Genomic DNA, 19,321 nt, shown 5'->3' on the forward strand with positions numbered 1-19,321 from the left:
GCGGTCCCGGTGTCCGCTCCCGCGGCCCATCGACACCGGCCTTTTTGACGCCGCGTCCTCAGTGGCCGCCGTCGAGCGCCTTGAGTTCGCTGACCAGGGCGCTGGCCATCTCCGAGCCGTCGCCGTAAAGCATGCGCGTGTTGTCCGCATAGAACAGCGCGTTTTCGATGCCCGCGAAGCCCTTGCCCTTCCCGCGCTTGATCACGATGGTGTTCTTCGAATCGACCACGTCGAGTATCGGCATGCCGTAGATGGGGCTGGCCGGGTCGGTCTTGGCCACCGGGTTGACCACGTCATTGGCGCCGATCACCAGACTGACGTCGGTGTTCTTGAACTCGGGGTTGATGTCGTCCATGTCGGTGATCAGGTCGTAGGGCACGCCGGCCTCGGCCAGCAGCACGTTCATGTGCCCGGGCATGCGCCCCGCGACCGGATGGATCGCGAACTTCACCTTCACCCCGCGCTCGATCAGGCGCTGGCTCAGCTCCCAGATCTTGTGCTGCGCCTGGGCCACGGCCATGCCGTAGCCGGGCACGATCACCACGCGCTCGGCGTAGGCCATCATCGCGGCGACGTCGGCGGCCTCGATCGGCTTCTGGCTGCCGGTGATCTCCGCGGCTTCGCCGGTCGCACCGAAGCTCGAGAACAGGACGCTGCCGATCGAACGGTTCATGGCCTTGGCCATCAGCCGGGTCAGCAGCATGCCGGCGGCACCGACCATGGTGCCGGCGATGATCAGCGCCTCGTTGCCGAGCACGTAGCCCTCGAAGGCCACCGCCAGCCCGGTCAGCGCGTTGTACAGCGAAATCACCACCGGCATGTCGGCACCGCCGATGGGCAGCGTCATCAACACGCCCAGCGCCAGCGCGGCGACGAAGAACGCCACCACCAGGGGCACGCCCAGCGAATGCACCAGCATGCCGCCAAGCACAAGCGCGGCCACGAACACCGCGGCGTTGAACAGCTGCATGCCAGGGAAGCTGTAGCGCTTGTCCATGCGCCCGTCGAGCTTGGCCCAAGCGACCACCGAACCCGTCAGCGCCACCGAGCCGATCAGCGCGCCCAGCACCGCCAGCACCGGCACCACCACGCCGGGTGCCTGGCCCGCGTCCGTCCAGCGCAGCAGCTCGACCGCGCCGATCGCCGCCGCCGAGCCGCCGCCGAGGCCGTTGTACATGGCCACCATCTGCGGCATGTCGGTGATCGCGACCTTCTTGCCCGAGACCCAGGCCAGCACCGTGCCCAGCAGGAGCGCGACCACCATCAGCGCGACATTTTGCAGCCCCGGGATGAAGAAGGTGACCAGGGTCGCCAGCACCATGCCGACGCCAGCCCACTGGATGCCGCTGCGCGCGGTGCGCGGCGAGGCCATGCGCTGCATTCCAAGCAGGAACAGCGTGGCGGCGACCAGGTAGCTGGCCTTGATCACCAGCAGCAAGATCTCCTGGCCGCTCATGCGCGGCCCCCCTTGCCGCCGGCCTTCCCCTTTCCGCTGGGCTTGAACATCTCCAACATGCGCTCGGTGACGACGTAGCCACCGGCGGCATTGCCGGCACCCATCATCACCGCAACGAATCCGATCGCCTTCTCCAACGTGGTGTCGGCGTGTCCCAGCACGACCATTGCGCCGATCAGCACGATGCCGTGGATGAAGTTGGAACCCGACATCAGCGGCGTATGCAGGATCACCGGCACGCGCGAAATGATCACATGCCCGGCGATCGCCGCCAGCATGAAGATGTACAGCGCCACGAATCCATCGGCCATGCGTGCTCTCCCCGGAACTGCCCGTCCCGATCATAACCGTCCGGGCCGCCGCCGCCACGGTTGTCAACCACGGGCCGCGACGTGCGTTGTCAATGCCGATCCCATTGGATGCAGGTGGATGGACGGCAGCGTACAAGTGCATCGCAGCGGCACCGGGGTGGCTATGCTGGACGGCATGCCTGCCGATGCCGCCGCCACGGCCGTCGTGCCGCCCGTCAAGGCGGCCGGCGATGCCGAGACCCTCGAGGGCTTCCTCGACGGCATCGCCGCGCGCGCCTTCCGCTTTGCCGAGGCCGGCCTGCGCCACCGCGAGGACGCGATGGATGCGCTGCAGGACGCCATGATCAGGATGCTGGGCTACCGCGACCGCCCGGCGCAGGAATGGACGCCGCTGTTCTGGACGATCCTGCGCAGCCGGATCGTCGACACGCAGCGCCGGCGCACGCTGCGCCTGGGCTGGATGACCTCCGCCGACGAGCGCCAGGAGGCAGGGGTGGAATGGGCCGGCGACGAACCGGACCCGTCCCGCAGCCACGACGGCCAGGAGGCCTACGGAGAACTGGTTGCGGCGCTGCGCGACCTGCCCCGGCGCCAGCGCGAGGCCTTCACCCTGCGCGTGCTGGAGGAGCTCGACGTGGCGACGACCGCCCGCGTCATGGGCTGCGGCGAAGGCTCGGTCAAGACACACCTGTCACGCGCACGCATCGCGCTGCAGAAGCGATTGGAGGATTTCCGATGAACGACCCGCGCCACGACGATTTCGACCGCAGGATGCGCCTGCTGCACGCGCGCGCCGTCGAACAGGTGCCCTCGCGCACCACTTACCAGCTGCGCATCCGCCGTGAGGCCGCGGCGCGTGCGCCGGCCAGCCGCGGTGGCAGCAGGGGTTGGTGGCTGGCCGCGGCCGCCACGGCGACCGCCGTGTTCGCACTCGCCATCGGCCTGCGCCAGCCCGAGCCTTCGTTCCTGCCCGCGGACGGCGACGTTCCGGCGCTGGCCTCGGCTGCCGAGGCGGTGCAGGCGGCGGACTACGAGGAAAGCTTCGCCACGCTCGACGAAGACCCCGACCTGTACCTGTGGCTCGCAGCCCAGGACAGCCTGATCCTGGCCATGGAGTGATGACCGTGCCGAACTTCCGCACCCGATCGATCGCCGCTGCCCTGCTGGCCCTGGCCCTGGCCACCGCCCTGCCGGCGGTGGCGCAGCCGGCACAGCCCGCCGCGGCGCTGCCCGCCTGGGACGAACTCACGACCGCCCAGCGCGAGACCCTGGTCGCGCCCATGCGCCAGCGCTGGAACGACCATCCCGAAAAGCGCGCCCACATGCTGTCCCATGCCGAGCGCTGGCAGGAGATGGACCCCGGGCAGCGCGAGCGCGCACGCCGCGGCGCCCACCGCTGGCAGCAGATGGAACCTGAAAAGCGCGAAGCGATGCGCGCGCTCTACTCGCGCATGAAGGCCCTGCCCGAGGCCGAGCGCGAGGCGCTCCGCACGCAGTGGAAGGCGATGAGCCCGGAGCAGCGCCGAGCTTGGGTGAAGATCAATCCGGCACCACCGGAGCGGTCGCGGGAGCGCTGAAAACCAGGGTAGCTGCACGCGGGATGGAGTCGCGGCCATGGCCGCTCCCACACGCGAATGGCGGCGCACACAAGCCGGTTGTTCAGGCGTCGCGGGGTGGCCAGACGGTCTTGGCCAGCAGCTCGTCGTCCCAGTCGAACGTCATCGCACCTTCCGACACCAGCAGGCTGGCGAAGTTGTACGCGTTGCGCGCGAACATCTCGCTGGCATGCAGCGCGCCGCTGCTGGCCAGGTTCAGCGGCCCGGCCACGGTGACGCCACCGGCATCCACGGTTTCACCCGGGCGGGTCAGCTCGCAGTTGCCGCCGGTTTCGGCGGCGAGGTCCACGATCACGCTGCCCGGCGCCATGCCCGCGACCATGTCCGCGGTAATGATCTTCGGTGCCGGGCGACCGGGCACCGCGGCGGTGCAGACGATGACATCGATGTTGCGCAGGTGCTCGCCCAGGCGACGCTGCTGCTCGGCGCGTTCCTCATCGGTCAGCGCACGCGCGTAGCCGCCCTCGCCCGCCGCACTCACGCCAAGGTCGAGGAAGCGGCCGCCCAGCGATTCGATCTGCTCGCGCGTCTCCGGGCGCACGTCGAAGCACTCGACCTGCGCACCCAGCCGGCGCGCGGTGGCCACGGCCTGCAATCCGGCCACGCCGGCGCCGACCACCAGCAGCTTCGAGGGACGGATGGTGCCGGCCGCGGTAGTGAGCATCGGGAAGAAGCGCGGCGCCAGCTGGGCGGCGATCAGCACCGCCTTGTAGCCGGCCATGCCGGCCTGCGAGCTGAGGATGTCCATGGCCTGCGCGCGCGTGGTGCGCGGCAGCCGTTCCAACGGGAAAGCAACCAGGCCCCGCGCGCGGATGGCGTCGGCGCGCGGCTGGTCGGCGTCGGGCTGCAGCTGGCCGATGATCGCCGCGCCCTCGCGCAGCGTCGCCAATACCGCCGTTGGCGGCGCCTGCACGCAGAGCACCAGGTCGGCACCGGACAGGGCGGCCGCGGTATCGTCGACCAGCGTGGCGCCGGCGGCGGCATAGGCGGCGTCGGGAAAATGCGCCAGCGCGCCGAGGCCGCGCTCGATGGTGACGGTTGCGCCGGCGGCGACCAGCTTTTTGCAGGTTTCCGGGGTCAAGGCGACCCTTCGCTCACCGGGCGCGGTTTCGCGCGCAACTCCAATGCCTACTGCCATGCCCGCTCCCCGGTGTCCGCTCCGGCCCATCCTAGCGAATGTCCCGGGCGTGCGCGATGCACCGCCTTCAGTCCGGCTGCGCGGCGCCCGCCAGTTCGCGCAGCACGGCTTCCACCGGCCTCGCCAGCAGGTGCCCGGCAGCGAGGGCCGCATCCAGTTCGTCCGCGGCCCTCGCTGCCCTGCACCAGCGACAGCATCGAAATGAATTCGTGGTAGCCATAGGCGCGCGGCCGGTCGCTGCCGTCGGCATCGGCCAGCGGCCGGCCCATGCGCTGACGCAGGACCAGACCGCACCCGGCGCCATGCGCGGCGTCGCTGCCTCCGCCCCGGCGCCACGAGGACGCCACCGGCTCCAGCGCTTCGTGTCCGGGCCAGGCCGGGGCGCCAGCCATGCGCACGCCCTGTGCGAGCAGGGCCGCACCCGTGCTGGCGCCATCAATCGCGTACCCGCCCTTGGCGAGCGCGGCGTTGAGCCAGGCATAGGCATCGGTGAGCGGAGCGATGCACAGACGTTCGTATTCGGCGGCGACGCGGACCCGCTGCCGTCAGCCGCCGCGGCGGCTATTTGCCGCCGACGGCCTGCTTTTTCGGGTTGAGGCGTTGCCAGACCTGTCGCATGGCTTCGTCGAAGGGCGCATCGGTCGAACGCACCACCACCAGGCCCGCGGCGATCAGTGCCGTGAGTTCCTCTGGCGACACCACCATCCTGCGCGCACCTCGGCGGTTGACGATCAGGAAACGTCCGGTCAGCGGGCTGATCCACGCGATCCGCCCCGCGGTTTCATGGCCATCCTCGTCCACCAGCCGAAGGCCCTGCCCCACCCGGAGCCGGCGCATGCGCGCAGCGACCTCGGGATCGAACTCAAGGGTATCGGTGCCACCGGCGAGCTGCAGGCCGGCCAGCGCCGGCTCGTCGGCACCGGGATCGACATCGTCCACTGCGGCTTCGGGATGATGGACCTGGCGCGGCGCGTCGGGCAGACCCAGCGCCGAGATGATCCTCGCCATCGCGTCACGGGCCCCGGTGGCGTCCATGCCGCAGTTGGAATAGCACTCGCCCAGTGGCACCTGCAGCGCCAGCAGCTGCTCGGCAACCACGCGCCCGCGGGCGTGGAAGGCGTCGGCATCCACCTGCACCATGGCGTCGCCAAGGGCGATGGCCTGGTGGTGGCGCGCGGTGCCTGCGCCGTCGCGCAGCCAGGACTGGGTGAGGTGGTGGCGCCAGTGGCGGTCGAGGAACTGTGCCACCGGCGCGGTCAGCGCGCGGTCCGACAGCCGCGACGCGACGAGGTCGGCGGCGTGCGCGCGCGCCTGCTGCAGCCGTTCGCGGCCGTGGATGGCCTCGCCTGCGCGTTTCTCGGCCAGGTCGGTGCGTCGGCGCTGCTGCTCGAGCTGGTCGCGCAGCTCGCTGGCGGCGAGTTCGAAGATCGCCTGGTCGTCGTCGTATTCGTCGACCACCCGGTCAACCGCACGTTCTGCGTGATCCAGGGTCTCGCGGTCCTGCGGCGTTTCGCCGACGTTGCCGTCGCAGGCCTCGGTCAGCACGTCGAGCAGGCGCCGCGCCGGGTGGCTGCGGCGGTTGAACATGGAATCGTCGGTAAGCGCGACCTTGAGATAGGGCACCACAAGGCGCCCGAAGAAGTCGCGCGCCCGGTCTTCGAGGTCATTGGCGTCGTTGATGGAGCTGAAGAGCATGCCGACAAGGTCGATCGCGTCCTCTTCGTCGACGCTGAAGTGGGTGGCGTCGGCGTCGAAACCCAGCTGGCGCACGCCGCCGAGGATCGCTTCGCGCATGACCCGGGTCAGTTCGCGGGCGTCGCTGGCGGCCAGCGCCCTGGCGTAGGGTGCGGTGTCATCGCCCTGCAGGATCTGGGCCACGTTCAGCAGGTCCTCGGTGCGCAGGACCTCGACTCCGTCGTCCACGGCCTGGTCCGGCTGCGACCCGTCATCGTCCACGGCCCCTGCGATATCCGCGGCACCTGCCGCCCGCCAGCTGGCCAACTGCTCGCGGACGACGTCGCGATAGCGCGGAGGACGACCTTCGGCGGGCGCGGCATGTGCAGCGGCCGCGATCGAAGAGCCGACGCCACCGTTGCCGTTGCCGTTGCCGTTGCCGACATTGCCTGCGCCGCCCGTCGCACCATTGCTGGCGTGGCCGAGGCCGTGGCCCTGCCCGTGGCTGTTGTTGCCGCCACCATTACCGCCCCGGCCGCCGCCGATGTGTTCCACCGTGCCGCCATCCGGCACCCAGCCTTCGCCGGGGTCGCCCGCATGGGACCTTGCCCCGGCCTGCCCTGCGACGGCAGCGCGCGAACCGACGGAGCCACCACCGGAGCCACCACCCGAACCGGCCTCCGCCCGTCCACGGCCGGAGCTGCCGGCACCACTGCGGGACTGGAAGCCGAAGCCGGCATCCTCAAGCATCTCGTTGAGCTTTTCATAAAGCTCGCCAAGCACCTCGGGCAGGCGCTTGTCGAAATGATTGAACACCAGCGGACGCAGGCCACGGGTGAGGTCTTCGGCACCGAACAGGCCGACGAAGGCCGCCACGGCCGCCGTCGGCCGCACCGGGCTGGCGCGCTTGCCCTCGACGCCCAGCGCTGCAGCCAGGGCTTGCAGGCGCTCATCAAGCTGCTCCAGCGGATGCAGGAACTGGTGGTCGAGAAGCTCGGTGGTGTGCTGGCCGGCGAGGTGGATCTCGAGTTCGCCTTCCGACATCAGGCTGAGCGACTTGTCCTCGCCCTGCTCGACCGGCGGCTTGCGCCAGGCGTCGAATTCGCGCTCCAGCGACTCCCGGTAGCGCGTGGCCAGGTCGAGCGCGCGGTGTCCGAGCGCCATGACCGCCATGCGATCGTCCTGCGCACCGCTGTAGTCATGGCCGGCCAGCGCCTCGAGGCGCACCTGCTCTTCGATCGTGCCCCAGAAGCCCGACAGCACTCCGCCCAGCGCGGTGACCGACTCGCGCCTGAGCGCGTCGAACAGGCGCACGGGGTCGCGCAGCGAGCCGTGGCGCGTCTTGGACAGGTAGGCGGAAGGTTCTTCTGCGATCATCAGGGGATGCGGCCGGTGCTGGGGGATGCACCCACACCTACCATCCCTGAATGGAGCCTTCCAAGTCTGTGACTGCAATCTCAAATAGCCCCGCTCCTTTCTTCCTGCAGGCCCTGGACGCACGGCGCTCGGTGCCCGCCAGGCAACTCGCCGAGCCCGGCCCGGATGCCGCCACGCTGCAGCGCATGCTCGCCTCGGCCGTGCGCGTGCCTGATCACGGCAAGCGCGTGCCGTTCCGTTTCCTGGCAATCACAGGCGACGCACGCCATGCGCTGGGGGAAGCGGTCGCCGTCCGTGGCCTGCGCTTGCGCCCCGTTGCCGGCGACGCCGCGGCCGCCAAGGATCGCGCCCGCTTTTCGCACGCGCCGCTGGTGCTCGTGGTGGTTGCGGTCCTGGATCCCGGCGACGACGCAATACCGGAGCAGGAACGCCTGCTCACCGCCGGCTGCACCTGCTTCGCCCTGCTGCAGGCCGCGCAGGGGCTGGGCTTCGGCGCCACCTGGCTCACCGGCTGGCCGGCCTACGACCCGGAAGTGCGTGCCCTGCTCGGGCTCGGCGGGGACGAACGCATCGCCGGCTTCATCCACGTCGGCAGCCCGCAGTCCGAAGCGCGCGAGCGCGAGCGGCCGGACCCGGTCGCGCTGCTGCAAGAGTGGACCCCGCCGGCGTGAGCACGCCGGCGCCCCCGCTGTACCTGGTCGACGCCAGCCTGTACGTGTTCCGGGCCTGGCACTCGATGCCGGCCGACGGTTTCCACGACGCCGACGGCTGGCCGACCAACGCGGTGCACGGCTTCGCCCGCTTCCTGCTCGACCTGCTGGAGCGCGAGCGCCCGCGGCACATCGCAATCGCCTTCGACGAGGCCCTGGACTCCTGCTTCCGCAACGCGCTGTACCCGGCCTACAAGGCCAATCGCGCCCCGGCGCCGGCCGAACTCAAGCGCCAGTTCGCCTACTGCAAGTCGCTGTGCGCAGCGCTCGGCCTGCCCATCCTTGCGCACCGCGAATACGAAGCCGACGACCTCATCGGCAGCGCCCTGGTGCAGGCCCGCGGCGACGGTTACCGGGGCGTGATCGTGTCCGCGGACAAGGACCTGTCGCAGCTGCTCGAAGAGGGTGACGAACAGTGGGACTACGCCCGCGGCCAGCGCTGGGGCGCGGGCGGGGTCAAGGCGCGGCAGGGCGTGCATGCCCACCAGGTCGCCGATTTCCTCGCGCTGTGCGGCGATGCGGTAGACAACATCCCGGGCGTTCCCGGCATCGGCAGCAAGACCGCGGCGGTGCTGCTGGGGCATTTCGGCAGCCTGGACATCCTCCTGGAACGCATCGACGAGGTCGCATTCCTGCGCCTGCGCGGCGCAGCGCAGGTGGCCGCGCGTCTGCGCGAACATCGCGAGCAGGCCCTGCTCTGCCGGCAGCTGTCGACGATCTCCTGCGATGCGCCCCTGGCCGACGCCGTGCCGCCCTTCGCACGCACGCTGCCCGATCCAGGCGCCGTGTCCGCCTTCGCCGACGCGCTCGGCTTCGGACCGATGACGCGGCGACGGCTGGATGCGGTGGGCGACACCTCCACCACCGCCACCCCACGGGGTTAGGATCAAGGCATGGACAACGACAGCCGCCAGGCGGCCACGGACGAACCCGAGATCCTCTACAAGGGCGAATGGCTGCGCATGGTCAAGCGCGGCCACTGGGAGTCCTGCGAGCGCACGCACGGCAAGGACGGCCTGGCGGTGCTGGTGATCGCTGTGACGCCGGACGACGACGTGCTGTTCGTCGAGCAGTACCGGGTGCCGCTCGGCGCACGCACGATCGAGATGCCGGCCGGGCTGGTCGGCGACGACGACGAGGGCGACACCCTGGAGTCCGCCGCGCGCCGTGAGCTGATCGAGGAAACCGGCTGGGACGCGGGGCGCATCGACGTGCTGCTGGTCGGCCCGACTTCATCTGGCATGAGCAATGAACGCATCGCCTTTGCCCGCGCGCTCGAGCTGCGCAAGGTCGGCGATGGCGGCGGTGTCGACGACGAGCAGATCACCGTCCACGCCATTCCGCGCGCGACCGCGCCCGCGTGGCTGATGCAGAAGCATGCCGAGGGCTACGAACTGGACCTCAAGCTGTGGGCCGGGCTGTGGATGATCGAACACAACCCGGACGGCTCGAAGGCCTGAGCGTGCCGGCCCCGCCCACGCGGGCGGGGAATGGAACGGGGTCAGGCGAAGCGATCGGTCGCCTGCACCAGGGCGTCGACGGTCTCCGGCTCGAAGGCCGAATGCCCCGACGCCGGGGTGACCACCAGCTCGGCCTTGGGCCACACCTGGTGCAGGTCCCAGGCGTTCTGGATCGGGCAGACCACGTCGTAGCGGCCGTGCACGATCACGCCGGGGATGTCGACCATCCGGTAGGCATCACGCAGCAGCTGGTCGTCGCACTCGAAGAAGCCGGCGTTGGTGAAATAGTGGTTCTCGATCCGGGCGAAGGCCAGCGCGAACTGCGGGTCCTCGTGGTCGGACATGAAGCCGGGATCGATGTGCAGGAAGCTGGTCGCCGCCTCCCACACGCTCCAGGCGCGCGCCGCGGCCAGGCGGGTGGCTTCGTCGTCGGAGGTCAGGCGGCGGTGGAAGGCCGCGATCAGGTCGCCGCGCTCGCTTTCCGGGATGGCGCCGATGTAGTGCTGCCAAGCCTCCGGGAACAGCCGCGAGGCACCTTCCTGGTAGAACCACTCCAGCTCCCAGCGGCGCAGCATGAAGATGCCGCGCAGCACGAGTTCGGTGACCTGCTTCGCATGGCTCTGCGCGTAGGCCAGCGCGAGCGTCGAGCCCCAGGAGCCGCCGAATACCTGCCAGCGGTCGATGCCGAGCTGCGCGCGCAGCAGTTCGATGTCGGCCACCAGGTGCCAGGTGGTGTTGTCGACGAGGTCGGCATGCGGGGTGGAGCGCCCGGAGCCGCGCTGGTCGAACAGCACGATGCGGTACTTCGCCGGATCGTGGAAACGGCGCATCTTGTCGGTGCAGCCGCCGCCCGGGCCGCCGTGCAGCAGCACCACCGGCTTGCCTTCGGGATTGCCGCACTGCTCGTAATAGAGGACGTGGCGGTCGTCGACGCGGAGGGTGCCGGTGTCGAAAGGTTCGATCTCGGGGTACAGCGTGCGCATGCGGATGCGGCCTCGTGCGGGATAACCGGGCCAGTCTACCAGCCGGGCCCGTGCATCCCGCCCGGTCAGCCCGCCGGCCGGCGCCCCACGCCGACCCGATCGCGCCCTTCGAGGTCGGCCACCGTAGCGACCTGCTCGAAGCCGGCCGCGACCAGCAGCGCACGCACTGCGGCACCCTGGTCATGGCCGTGCTCAAGCAGCAGCCAGCCGCCGGCGGCAAGGTGCCGAGGGGCCGTCGCGGTGAGGGTCCGGATCGCGTCCAGGCCGTCTGCACCGGAGGCCAGCGCCAAAGGCGGCTCGTAGCGCAGGTCACCCTGTTCCAGATGCGGATCGTGTTCGGCGATGTAGGGCGGGTTGCTCGCGATCAGGTCGAATCGCTCGCCGGCCAACGGCCCGAACCAGTCACCGCTGCGGAACTCGACCCGGTGCTCCAGACCGTTGCCGGCCGCGTTGGCGCGCGCCACCACCAGCGCCGCCTCGCTGCGGTCGGTGGCGATCACGCATGCCTGCGGGCGCTCGCTGGCGATCGAGAGCGCGATCGCGCCGCTGCCCGTACCCAGGTCGGCCACGCGCAGGGGCGCCGCGGGGTCCAGCCGTGCCAGGGCCTCCTCGACCAGCAGTTCGGTCTCGGGCCGCGGGATCAGGGTGTCCGGCGTCACGGCAAGGTCGAGGGTCCAGAATCCGCGCCGGCCCAACAGATAAGCCACGGGCTCGCCGGCCGCGCGGCGCGCAACCAGCGCCTGGAAGCGCGCAGCCTGTCCGGGCGCCAAAGTGGCTTCGCCATGGGCATAAAGCCAGGCCGCGCCGCGCCCCAGCACTTCCTGCAAAAGCAGGGTCGCCTCGGCTGGATCCACCCGGACGCGCGCTGCGTCGAGGCATTCTGAAACACTGCGTCCGGTTTCCATAGGCCACACCTATCGATTGAATCATTATAATCAACTTCACGAATTGATAGGCCACGCCTAACATGTCCGTTGTCCGGCAGCTGCCGGTGTCTTCCCCACCATCGCGAGGATTCCATGTCCGTCATCAATACCGAAATCAAGCCGTTCCAGGCCACCGCTTACCACAACGGCGAGTTCGTCGAAATCGACAGCGCCAACCTGAAGGGCAAGTGGTCCGTGTTCGTGTTCTACCCGGCCGACTTCACCTTCGTCTGCCCGACCGAGCTCGAGGACCTTGCGATCAACCATGACGAGTTCAAGAAGCTCGGCGTGGAGATCTACAGCGTGTCCACCGACACCCACTTCTCGCACAAGGCCTGGCACGACACCTCGGACGCGATCGGCAAGATCCAGTATCCGATGATCGGCGACCCGACCCACGAGATTTCGAAGAATTTCGAAATCCTGCGTCCGTCCGGCCTGGCCGACCGCGGCACCTTCATCGTCGACCCGGAGGGCGTAATCCAGTCGATCGAGATCACCGCCGAGGGCATCGGCCGTGACGCGCTGGAGCTCCTGCGCAAGGTCAAGGCCGCCCAGTACGTCGCCGCCCACCCGGGCGAGGTCTGCCCCGCCAAGTGGAAGGAAGGCGAGAAGACCCTGAAGCCGTCGCTGGACCTGGTCGGCAAGATCTAAAGCAGCAACGCGCCTTTGTGGGAGCCGCCATGGCGGCGATCGCGGCTATAGCCGCTCCTACAACAACAGCACTCCACTCCATCCCCGCTTCTGTGGGGGTGGGGCTGGACCGGAGTCCGTGCCACGGCGCGGCCTGCGGTCCATCCCCACGCCGGTGGCGACCCGTCGAACGACGGGACGCAGGCCCCCGCCTTGCCTTTCGAAGGAGTTCCACCATGCTCGAAGACGACCTCAAGACCCAGCTCAAGGCCTATCTGGAGCGCCTGCAGCGCCCGATCGTGCTCGTGGCCAGCGTCGACGACGGCACCCGGTCGACCGAGATGCTCGAGCTGCTGGAAGACATCCGCGCGCTGTCGGACAAGGTGACGGTCGAGGTGTCGCGCGACGATGCCCACCGCAAGCCGTCCTTCGCCGTGACCTCGCCCGGCCACGACATCGACCTGCGCTTCGCGGGCCTGCCGATGGGCCACGAGTTCACCTCGCTGGTGCTGGCCCTGCTGCAGGTCGGCGGCCATCCGTCCAAGTCCGCGCCGGAGCTGCTGGAGCAGGTGCGCGGGCTCGAGGGGGAGTACCGCTTCGAAACCTATTTCTCGCTGTCCTGCCAGAACTGCCCGGACGTGGTCCAGGCGCTGAACCTGGCCGCGGTGCTGAACCCCGGCATCAGCCACGTGGCCATCGACGGCGCCCTGTTCCAGGACGAGGTCGAGGCGCGCGAGGTGATGTCGGTGCCGACCGTGTTCCTCAATGGCGAGGTCTTCGACCAGGGCCGCATGAGCTTGGAGCAGATCGTCGCCAGGCTCGACACCGGCGCCGCGAAGCGCGACGCCGCGGCGATCGCGAAGAAGGACGTGTTCGACGTGCTGGTGGTCGGCGGCGGCCCCGCGGGCGCCGCGGCCGCGATCTACTCCGCGCGCAAGGGCATCCGCACCGGCGTGGTGTCGGAGCGCTTCGGCGGCCAGGTGCTGGACACCATGTCGATCGAGAACTTCATTTCCGTGCCTGAAACCGACGGTCCGCGCTTTGCCGGCCAGCTCGAGGCCCACGTGCGCCAGTACGACGTCGACATCATGAACCTGCAACGCGGCAGCGCGCTGAGCCAGGACGACAAGGGCATCACTTCGATCGAGCTCGAGAGCGGCGCCACCGTTCGCGGCCGCACCGTGGTGCTTGCCACCGGCGCGCGCTGGCGGCAGATGGGCGTGCCCGGCGAGGACCAGTACCGCAACAAGGGCGTGGCCTACTGCCCGCACTGCGACGGCCCCCTGTTCAAGGGCAAGCGCGTGGCGGTGATCGGCGGCGGCAACTCCGGCGTCGAGGCCGCGATCGACCTGGCCGGCATCGTCAGCCACGTCACCCTGGTCGAGTTCGATTCGAAGCTGCGCGCCGACGAGGTGCTGCAGCGCAAGCTGCGCAGCCTGTCCAACGTCCGCATCATCACCTCGGCGCAGACCACCGAGGTGCTGGGCGACGGCAAGCGCGTCAACGGACTGGTCTATCGCGACCGCGCCGGCGGCGACTCCCACCGCGTGGAGCTGGAGGGCGTGTTCGTGCAGATCGGCCTGCTGCCCAATACCGAGTGGCTGAAGGGCGCGATAGAGCTCAGCCCGCGCGGTGAGATCGTGGTCGACAACGCCGGCCGCACCTCGCTTCCGGGCGTGTTCGCCGCCGGCGACGCCACCACCGTGCCCTACAAGCAGATCGTCATCGCCATGGGCGAAGGCGCCAAGGCATCGCTCAGCGCCTTCGACCACCTGATCCGCAGCAGCAGCCCGGCCGCGACGGCCGACGTCGAGGCGGCGACGGCCTAAGCCGCCGCCGTCCCGACCACAGCGAGGCACCGCCATGAACCTCCGCGACCTGGGCTACTTCATCGCCCTCGCCGATCACCTGCACTTCGGTCGCGCGGCGGCGGCGAGCTTCGTCAGCCAGCCCACGCTCTCCACCCAGATCCGCAAGCTGGAGGAGGAGTTGGGCGTGGCCCTGGTGGAACGCGCGCCGCGCAACGTCATGCTCACGCCCGCCGGGCACGAGGTGGCGGCGCGTGCGCGCCGGGTCATGGCCGACGTCGAACAGATGCGCGAAGCCGCGCGCCGCAGCCAGGATCCGGAGGCCGGCAAGGTCACCCTGGGCCTGTTCCCGACGCTGGGGCCCTACCTGCTGCCGCACGTGGTGCCGGGGATCCGCGCCCGCTTCCCCGAACTCGAACTGCTGCTGGTGGAGGAGAAGAGCGACGTCCTGCTTGAACGCCTGCAGCAGGGCCGGCTCGACGCGGCCCTGCTCGCGCTGCCGGTCAACGACGAGCAGCTGCACGTCGAGTTCCTGTTCGAAGAGCCCTTCGTGCTCGCGGTGCCGGAAACGCATCCGCTGGCCGGCCACGGCCCGATCGCGCTCGCCGACATCGCCGACGAGCGCCTGCTGCTGCTTGCCGACGGCCACTGCCTGCGCGACCAGGCGCTGGATGTCTGCCATCTGTCCGGCGCCAGCGAAAAGGGCGAGTTCCAGGCGACCAGCCTGGAAACCCTGCGCCAGATGGTGGCCGCGAACGTCGGCGTCACCCTGCTGCCGACGCTTGCGGTCAAGCCACCGGTGGCGCGCTCGGACAGCATCGAGCTGGTGGACTTCCGCGACCCGCCGCCCAGCCGCCGGATCGCGATGGTCTGGCGCCGGAGCACGGCGATGGCGCCCTTCCTGCAGGAGCTCGCCGGCGTGCTGCGCCAACTGCCGCCGGACCTGCTATCGCCGACGCTGCGCGAGACCACGGCGCCGATGCACGTCCCCGGCGCCCCGGGGCTCTAGCGCGAAGCGTGCGCCCTTACCCCCGAGGGGGGAGGCGTACGGCTGGCATGGCGGGGTGGCTGGTTCTTGTCGATGCTCCGGGATGTTGACGTGACAGTTGGAGCGGTGTTGCGCCGGGAGCTGCTCCGTCCTGGTCCGCGCTGCCCGTTCCGTGCATTTCTCCGTGGAGTCCGCGCTGCCCGTCCCGTGCACAGGGGGTGTGCTCCCCCGGCAGTCTCCGCGTCCTGCTACCACTGCCGGCCGCCGGCCATCCATGGCCGGCTGTGCGCACACCCCCTGTGCACGGGACGGGCCGTGGAGTTTCTTGGCTTCGGGGCGGAGATCAAGAGCGGGCGCGCTCACGCTCGTGGGCGTGGCGTGGCCGGGCGGCTTGATCCAGGACGATCCGCCGGGTTTCGACGTCGGCGTCGCCGCCTTCCTCCCCCGACCGCGAAGAAGGTCCGGGCCCGCCGTGGATGCAGGGGGGATGCCCAGGGCCGGCCATGGATGGCCGGCGGCCGGATCTGGGAGCAGGACGCGAATAATCCGGCTGGGCATCCCCCCTGCATCCACGGCGGGCAGCGCGCTCCCTCACGGAGCAGGAAGCCCCCTCAATCGGTAGAAGAACCAAAAAGGTTCACGCGCGTCTGACAGCGGCATCGTTGACGTGCCGATCCTCAGGCGCCGACGCCAACCTGGCAGCTGACGCCGGTGCCGCCGATCCCGCAATAGCCGCCCGGATTCTTCGACAGGTATTGCTGGTGCTCCTCTTCCGCGTAGTGGAAGGGCGGCGCGGGGAACACGATCTCAGTGGTGATGGCGCCATGCCCGGCGTCGGCGAGCCGCTGCTGGTAGGCATCGCGGCTGGCGAGCGCGGCCTCGTACTGCTCCTGCGTCCGGCAATGGATCACCGAGCGGTACTGGCTGCCGACATCGTTGCCCTGGCGCATGCCCTGGGTCGGGTCATGGCCCTCCCAGAAGCGCGTGAGCAGCTCATCGAAGGCGATGCGGGCGGGGTCGTACACGACCAGCACCACTTCGGCGTGCCCGGTATCCCCGCCGCAGACCTGGCGGTAGGTCGGCGCGGACGCGTGGCCGCCGGCATAGCCCGCGGCCGTGGTCTCCACGCCCGGCAATGACCAGAACAGGCGCTCCACGCCCCAGAAGCAGCCCATCCCGAACACCACCCCCGACATGCCGGCGAATTCGCCGCGCAGCGGGCGACCGTGCACATGGTGGGCGTTGGGCAGGTTCATGACGGTGATACTCCGGGCAGGCAAAGCATGATCATCCGCCCACCGCCGGTCGCTATCAAGCCGCCGCAGCGCGGCTCCGCTACACTGCCCGGTCCACGGCGCAGGCCCGCGCCGGCATCCTCCCCGTGACCCCATGACCGAGCCCAACGACACTGCGGCAGGCGCCGCGCCGGCGCCCGCCGTGAAGCAGGACTTCATCCGCCAGATCGTCCGCCAGGACCTTGCGAGCGGCAAGCACGACGCCATCCGCACGCGCTTCCCGCCCGAGCCCAACGGCTACCTGCACATCGGGCACGCCAAGGCGATCTGCCTGGACTTCGGCATCGCCGAGGAGTTCGACGGCCGCTGCAACCTGCGCTTCGACGACACCAATCCGGCGAAGGAAGATCCCGAGTTCGTCACCGCGATCCAGGATGACGTGCGCTGGCTGGGCTTCGAGTGGAACAGCCTGCGCCATGCTTCGGACTATTTCGAGGTGTTCTATCTCGCCGCCGAGAAGCTGGTCCGCCAGGGCGACGCCTTCGTCTGCGACCTGTCGGCGGAGGAAGTGCGCGAGTACCGCGGCAGCCTGACCGAACCCGGACGCGAGTCGCCGTACCGCAACCGCGGCGTCGAGGAGAACCTGGACCTGTTCCGGCGCATGCGCGCGGGCGAGTTCGCCGACGGCGCGCGCACCCTGCGCGCGAAGATCGACATGGGAAGCGGCAACATCAACATGCGCGACCCGGCCATCTATCGGATCAAGAAGGTGCCGCACCAGAACACCGGCGACGCCTGGCCGATCTACCCGATGTACGACTTCGCGCACGCCCTGGGCGACGCGGTCGAAGGCATCACGCATTCGCTGTGCACGCTGGAATTCGAAGACCACCGGCCGCTGTACGACTGGTGCGTGGACCGCGTGGACCTGGCCGGCAACCCGGAGCTGCTGGCGCCGCTGGCGGACCGTGGTCTGCCGATCGAGGCCGCCAAGCCGCGCCAGATCGAGTTCTCGCGCCTCAACATCAACTACACGGTGATGAGCAAGCGCAAGCTGACCCAGCTGGTCGCCGAAGGTCTGGTGGACGGCTGGGACGACCCGCGCATGTACACCCTGCAGGGCCTGCGCCGGCGCGGCTACACGCCCGCCGCGCTGCGCCTGTTCGTCGACCGCATCGGCATCAGCAAGCAGAACTCGATGATCGACTTCTCGGTGCTGGAAGGCGCGCTGCGCGAGGACCTGGACGCGCGCGCGCCGCGGCGCATGGCCGTGGTCGCGCCGCTGAAGATGGTGCTGGCCAACCTGCCCGAAGGCCACGAGGAAACCCTGCGCTTCCCGAACCATCCGAAGGACGGATCCTTCGGCGAGCGCGAGGTGCCGTTCTCGCGCGAGCTCTGGATCGAACGCGACGACTTCGCCGAAGTCCCGCCCAAGGGCTGGAAGCGCCTGGTGCCCGGCGGCGAGGTCCGCCTGCGCGGCGCCGGCATCGTGCGCTGCGACGACGTGGTCAAGGACGAGGCGGGCGACATCATCGAGCTGCGCGCGACCCTCGACCCGGAATCTCGCCCCGGCATGGAAGGCGCCAACCGCAAGGTCAAGGGCACCATCCACTGGGTCGGCGCCGCGCGCGCGGTCGAAGCCGAAGTCCGGCTCTACGACCGCCTGTTCTCGGTGCCCGACCCGGACGACGAAAGTGACGGCCGCACCTATCGCGACCACATCAATCCGGAGTCGCGGGCGTCCGTGCGCGGCTACATCGAGCCCGCCGCGGCCGAGGCCGCGCCGGAGGATGCCTGGCAGTTCGAGCGCCTCGGCTACTTCGTCGCCGACCGCCGCGACCACCGCGCCGACGCGCCGGTATTCAACCGCAGCGTGACTCTGCGCGACACCTGGGCCGCCAAAGCCTGAGCCGACACCCCCGCGCCGGCATCCCGGCGCTGCCCCGCGGCCCCCGGCCGCGGCAGCGCTACCATGCCTGCGTCGTCCACGACACGGAGACCTTTCATGCGCCGGATCATCCAGTCCGCATCCATCCTGCTGTTCGTGCTGGCCCTCGCGGCGTGCACGGCCGCCCAGCCCGACGGCGGCGTCAAGCCGCCGCCGATGAGCGACCCGCTGCCGGCGACGCCCGTCGCGCAGCCCGCGCCCGCAGTGCCTTCTATCCCCGCGGGCGTGCCCGACCTCGACCGCAGTTGCCGCGTCGACAGCGACTGCGCGGTGAAGAACGTCGGCAATTGCTGCGGCTACTTCCCCTCCTGCGTGAACAAGGACGCCGAACCCGACCCCGCGGCGGTCCAGGCCGCCTGCGCCGAGTCGGGAAGGGCCGGCGTCTGCGGCTTCCGCGACATCCAGGCCTGCGCCTGCGTGTCCAACAGCTGCGAGCCGGCCGCGTCCGGCGGGGTGGTCCGATGAGCCTGCCCGCGCGCGTCGACCTGCGCCTGCCGGACTGGGTCCACGACGCCGTCGACCGCGACCGCGCCTACGCCGGCGACGCCGACAAAGTGGCGCTGGCGATCACCCTCGCCGCCCGCAACATCGCCGAAGGCACCGGCGGACCCTTCGGCGCGGTCCTGTTCGGCCCGGACGATCGCATCGTCGCCGCCGCGGTCAACGTAGTGGTGCCGCAGGCGACCTCGCTGGCGCACGCCGAGAACATGGCCTACATGCTTGCCCAGCAGTCCCTTGGCCGCGCCCGCATCAACCTCGATGCCGACGGCCGCGCCTGCGGCCCGTACACCCTCGCCACGTCGGCCCAGCCCTGCTGCCAGTGCTTTGGCGCCACCGTCTGGGCCGGCGTCGACCGCCTGCTGATCGGCGCCCGCGCCGAGGACGTGCACGAGCTCACCGAGTTCGACGAAGGCCCGCTGCCGGCGGACTGGCCCGGCGAGCTCGCCCGCCGCGGCATCGAGGTCGTCCGTGACATCGCCCGCGACGCCGCGCGCGAGGTGCTGGCCACGTACGGCAGCGGTGGCGGCGCGCGCTACTGATGCACGCGTCCCCGCCCC

Annotated in this window: 19 protein-coding genes; 12 read left to right on the forward strand and 7 right to left on the reverse strand. The window is 70.1% G+C overall.

Annotated features, from left to right (window positions below):
* Positions 1 to 58: 58 nt before the first annotated feature.
* Both ACW7GZ_RS07285 and ACW7GZ_RS07290 read right to left on the reverse strand, forming a co-directional pair.
* Positions 59 to 1,456, reverse strand: a complete 1,398-nt coding sequence (locus ACW7GZ_RS07285) for an NAD(P)(+) transhydrogenase (Re/Si-specific) subunit beta (RefSeq protein ID WP_457005496.1) — start codon at positions 1,454 to 1,456, stop codon at positions 59 to 61.
* Entirely contained in the window at positions 1,453 to 1,767 is a 315-nt protein-coding gene (locus tag ACW7GZ_RS07290) for an NAD(P) transhydrogenase subunit alpha (RefSeq protein WP_457008559.1), read from the reverse strand. The genes ACW7GZ_RS07285 and ACW7GZ_RS07290 overlap by 4 nt, the downstream gene beginning before the upstream one ends.
* A gap of 163 nt (positions 1,768 to 1,930) precedes the next feature.
* Between ACW7GZ_RS07290 and ACW7GZ_RS07295 the strand changes: the two genes are divergently transcribed.
* From ACW7GZ_RS07295 to ACW7GZ_RS07305, 3 genes are read left to right on the forward strand one after another with little or no spacing between them, the layout of a single operon-like run.
* Positions 1,931 to 2,506, forward strand: a complete 576-nt coding sequence (locus tag ACW7GZ_RS07295) for an RNA polymerase sigma factor (RefSeq protein WP_457005612.1) — start codon at positions 1,931 to 1,933, stop codon at positions 2,504 to 2,506.
* A complete protein-coding gene (locus ACW7GZ_RS07300) occupies positions 2,503 to 2,886 on the forward strand; it encodes a hypothetical protein (protein ID WP_457005500.1) in 384 nt (127 codons plus the stop codon). The genes ACW7GZ_RS07295 and ACW7GZ_RS07300 overlap by 4 nt, the downstream gene beginning before the upstream one ends.
* 5 nt (positions 2,887 to 2,891) lie before the next feature.
* Positions 2,892 to 3,344 carry a DUF3106 domain-containing protein gene (locus ACW7GZ_RS07305; protein WP_457005502.1) on the forward strand — a complete coding sequence of 151 codons (453 nt, stop codon included), beginning with the start codon at positions 2,892 to 2,894 and terminating at the stop codon, positions 3,342 to 3,344.
* Positions 3,345 to 3,426: 82 nt separating this feature from the next.
* On the opposite strand, the gene ACW7GZ_RS07310 is transcribed toward ACW7GZ_RS07305, so the two are convergent.
* Complete coding sequence (locus tag ACW7GZ_RS07310; RefSeq protein WP_457005504.1) at positions 3,427 to 4,521, reverse strand: NAD(P) transhydrogenase subunit alpha; 1,095 nt, start codon at positions 4,519 to 4,521, stop codon at positions 3,427 to 3,429.
* 561 nt (positions 4,522 to 5,082) lie between these two features.
* Entirely contained in the window at positions 5,083 to 7,572 is a 2,490-nt protein-coding gene (locus ACW7GZ_RS07315) for a DUF1631 family protein (protein ID WP_457008561.1), read from the reverse strand.
* A gap of 77 nt (positions 7,573 to 7,649) precedes the next feature.
* Between ACW7GZ_RS07315 and ACW7GZ_RS07320 the strand changes: the two genes are divergently transcribed.
* Genes ACW7GZ_RS07320 through ACW7GZ_RS07330 form a run of 3 tightly spaced genes read left to right on the forward strand, consistent with a single transcriptional unit; the run spans position 7,650 to position 9,742 of the window.
* On the forward strand, positions 7,650 to 8,243 hold the full coding sequence (locus ACW7GZ_RS07320; RefSeq protein ID WP_457008631.1) for a nitroreductase family protein: 594 nt from the start codon (positions 7,650 to 7,652) through the stop codon (positions 8,241 to 8,243).
* The gene (locus ACW7GZ_RS07325; RefSeq protein ID WP_457005509.1) at positions 8,225 to 9,166 is read left to right on the forward strand and encodes a 5'-3' exonuclease; all 942 of its coding nucleotides are present in this window, start codon (positions 8,225 to 8,227) and stop codon (positions 9,164 to 9,166) included. The genes ACW7GZ_RS07320 and ACW7GZ_RS07325 overlap by 19 nt, the downstream gene beginning before the upstream one ends.
* A 9-nt stretch (positions 9,167 to 9,175) precedes the next feature.
* A complete protein-coding gene (locus tag ACW7GZ_RS07330) occupies positions 9,176 to 9,742 on the forward strand; it encodes an NUDIX hydrolase (protein ID WP_457005511.1) in 567 nt (188 codons plus the stop codon).
* Between the two features lie 41 nt (positions 9,743 to 9,783).
* On the opposite strand, the gene pip is transcribed toward ACW7GZ_RS07330, so the two are convergent.
* Both pip and prmC read right to left on the reverse strand, forming a co-directional pair.
* Positions 9,784 to 10,725, reverse strand: coding sequence for a prolyl aminopeptidase (pip, locus tag ACW7GZ_RS07335; protein WP_457005513.1), 942 nt, complete (start codon positions 10,723 to 10,725; stop codon positions 9,784 to 9,786).
* A gap of 65 nt (positions 10,726 to 10,790) precedes the next feature.
* Positions 10,791 to 11,630, reverse strand: a complete 840-nt coding sequence (gene prmC, locus ACW7GZ_RS07340) for a peptide chain release factor N(5)-glutamine methyltransferase (RefSeq protein ID WP_457005515.1) — start codon at positions 11,628 to 11,630, stop codon at positions 10,791 to 10,793.
* A 114-nt stretch (positions 11,631 to 11,744) separates the two neighbouring features.
* Here prmC and ahpC point away from each other — a divergent pair, with 114 nt between their 5' ends.
* The 3 genes from ahpC (at position 11,745) to ACW7GZ_RS07355 (ending at position 15,101) form a co-directional block, all read left to right on the forward strand.
* Complete coding sequence (ahpC, locus tag ACW7GZ_RS07345; protein WP_457005517.1) at positions 11,745 to 12,305, forward strand: alkyl hydroperoxide reductase subunit C; 561 nt, start codon at positions 11,745 to 11,747, stop codon at positions 12,303 to 12,305.
* A 215-nt stretch (positions 12,306 to 12,520) separates the two neighbouring features.
* Positions 12,521 to 14,113 carry an alkyl hydroperoxide reductase subunit F gene (gene ahpF, locus ACW7GZ_RS07350; protein ID WP_457008562.1) on the forward strand — a complete coding sequence of 531 codons (1,593 nt, stop codon included), beginning with the start codon at positions 12,521 to 12,523 and terminating at the stop codon, positions 14,111 to 14,113.
* A gap of 34 nt (positions 14,114 to 14,147) precedes the next feature.
* A complete protein-coding gene (locus ACW7GZ_RS07355) occupies positions 14,148 to 15,101 on the forward strand; it encodes a LysR substrate-binding domain-containing protein (RefSeq protein WP_457008564.1) in 954 nt (317 codons plus the stop codon).
* A gap of 656 nt (positions 15,102 to 15,757) precedes the next feature.
* Here the strand turns inward: ACW7GZ_RS07355 and msrA are convergent.
* A complete protein-coding gene (msrA, locus tag ACW7GZ_RS07360; RefSeq protein ID WP_457005614.1) occupies positions 15,758 to 16,405 on the reverse strand; it encodes a peptide-methionine (S)-S-oxide reductase MsrA in 648 nt (215 codons plus the stop codon).
* Positions 16,406 to 16,469: 64 nt separating this feature from the next.
* Here msrA and ACW7GZ_RS07365 point away from each other — a divergent pair, with 64 nt between their 5' ends.
* From ACW7GZ_RS07365 to ACW7GZ_RS07375, 3 genes are all read left to right on the forward strand, one after another.
* Entirely contained in the window at positions 16,470 to 18,224 is a 1,755-nt protein-coding gene (locus ACW7GZ_RS07365) for a glutamine--tRNA ligase/YqeY domain fusion protein (RefSeq protein ID WP_457008566.1), read from the forward strand.
* A gap of 96 nt (positions 18,225 to 18,320) precedes the next feature.
* The gene (locus ACW7GZ_RS07370) at positions 18,321 to 18,728 is read left to right on the forward strand and encodes a hypothetical protein (protein WP_457008568.1); all 408 of its coding nucleotides are present in this window, start codon (positions 18,321 to 18,323) and stop codon (positions 18,726 to 18,728) included.
* The gene (locus ACW7GZ_RS07375) at positions 18,725 to 19,303 is read left to right on the forward strand and encodes a nucleoside deaminase (protein ID WP_457005526.1); all 579 of its coding nucleotides are present in this window, start codon (positions 18,725 to 18,727) and stop codon (positions 19,301 to 19,303) included. Before ACW7GZ_RS07370 ends, ACW7GZ_RS07375 begins: the two co-directional genes overlap by 4 nt.
* Positions 19,304 to 19,321: the final 18 nt, after the last annotated feature.

This window comes from Luteimonas sp. A537 (assembly GCF_054052065.1).

What these genes read in the sequence shown, in the direction of transcription:
- ACW7GZ_RS07285 (WP_457005496.1), bottom strand. Translation starts at nt 1,456, where the DNA reads ATGAGCGGCCAGGAGATCTTGCTGCTGGTGATCAAGGCCAGCTACCTG.
- ACW7GZ_RS07290 (WP_457008559.1), bottom strand. Translation starts at nt 1,767, where the DNA reads ATGGCCGATGGATTCGTGGCGCTGTACATCTTCATGCTGGCGGCGATC.
- ACW7GZ_RS07295 (WP_457005612.1), top strand. Translation starts at nt 1,931, where the DNA reads ATGCTGGACGGCATGCCTGCCGATGCCGCCGCCACGGCCGTCGTGCCG.
- ACW7GZ_RS07300 (WP_457005500.1), top strand. Translation starts at nt 2,503, where the DNA reads ATGAACGACCCGCGCCACGACGATTTCGACCGCAGGATGCGCCTGCTG.
- ACW7GZ_RS07310 (WP_457005504.1), bottom strand. Translation starts at nt 4,521, where the DNA reads ATGGCAGTAGGCATTGGAGTTGCGCGCGAAACCGCGCCCGGTGAGCGA.
- ACW7GZ_RS07315 (WP_457008561.1), bottom strand. Translation starts at nt 7,572, where the DNA reads ATGATCGCAGAAGAACCTTCCGCCTACCTGTCCAAGACGCGCCACGGC.
- ACW7GZ_RS07330 (WP_457005511.1), top strand. Translation starts at nt 9,176, where the DNA reads ATGGACAACGACAGCCGCCAGGCGGCCACGGACGAACCCGAGATCCTC.
- pip (WP_457005513.1), bottom strand. Translation starts at nt 10,725, where the DNA reads ATGCGCACGCTGTACCCCGAGATCGAACCTTTCGACACCGGCACCCTC.
- prmC (WP_457005515.1), bottom strand. Translation starts at nt 11,630, where the DNA reads ATGGAAACCGGACGCAGTGTTTCAGAATGCCTCGACGCAGCGCGCGTC.
- ahpC (WP_457005517.1), top strand. Translation starts at nt 11,745, where the DNA reads ATGTCCGTCATCAATACCGAAATCAAGCCGTTCCAGGCCACCGCTTAC.
- ahpF (WP_457008562.1), top strand. Translation starts at nt 12,521, where the DNA reads ATGCTCGAAGACGACCTCAAGACCCAGCTCAAGGCCTATCTGGAGCGC.
- ACW7GZ_RS07355 (WP_457008564.1), top strand. Translation starts at nt 14,148, where the DNA reads ATGAACCTCCGCGACCTGGGCTACTTCATCGCCCTCGCCGATCACCTG.
- ACW7GZ_RS07365 (WP_457008566.1), top strand. Translation starts at nt 16,470, where the DNA reads ATGACCGAGCCCAACGACACTGCGGCAGGCGCCGCGCCGGCGCCCGCC.
- ACW7GZ_RS07370 (WP_457008568.1), top strand. Translation starts at nt 18,321, where the DNA reads ATGCGCCGGATCATCCAGTCCGCATCCATCCTGCTGTTCGTGCTGGCC.
- ACW7GZ_RS07375 (WP_457005526.1), top strand. Translation starts at nt 18,725, where the DNA reads ATGAGCCTGCCCGCGCGCGTCGACCTGCGCCTGCCGGACTGGGTCCAC.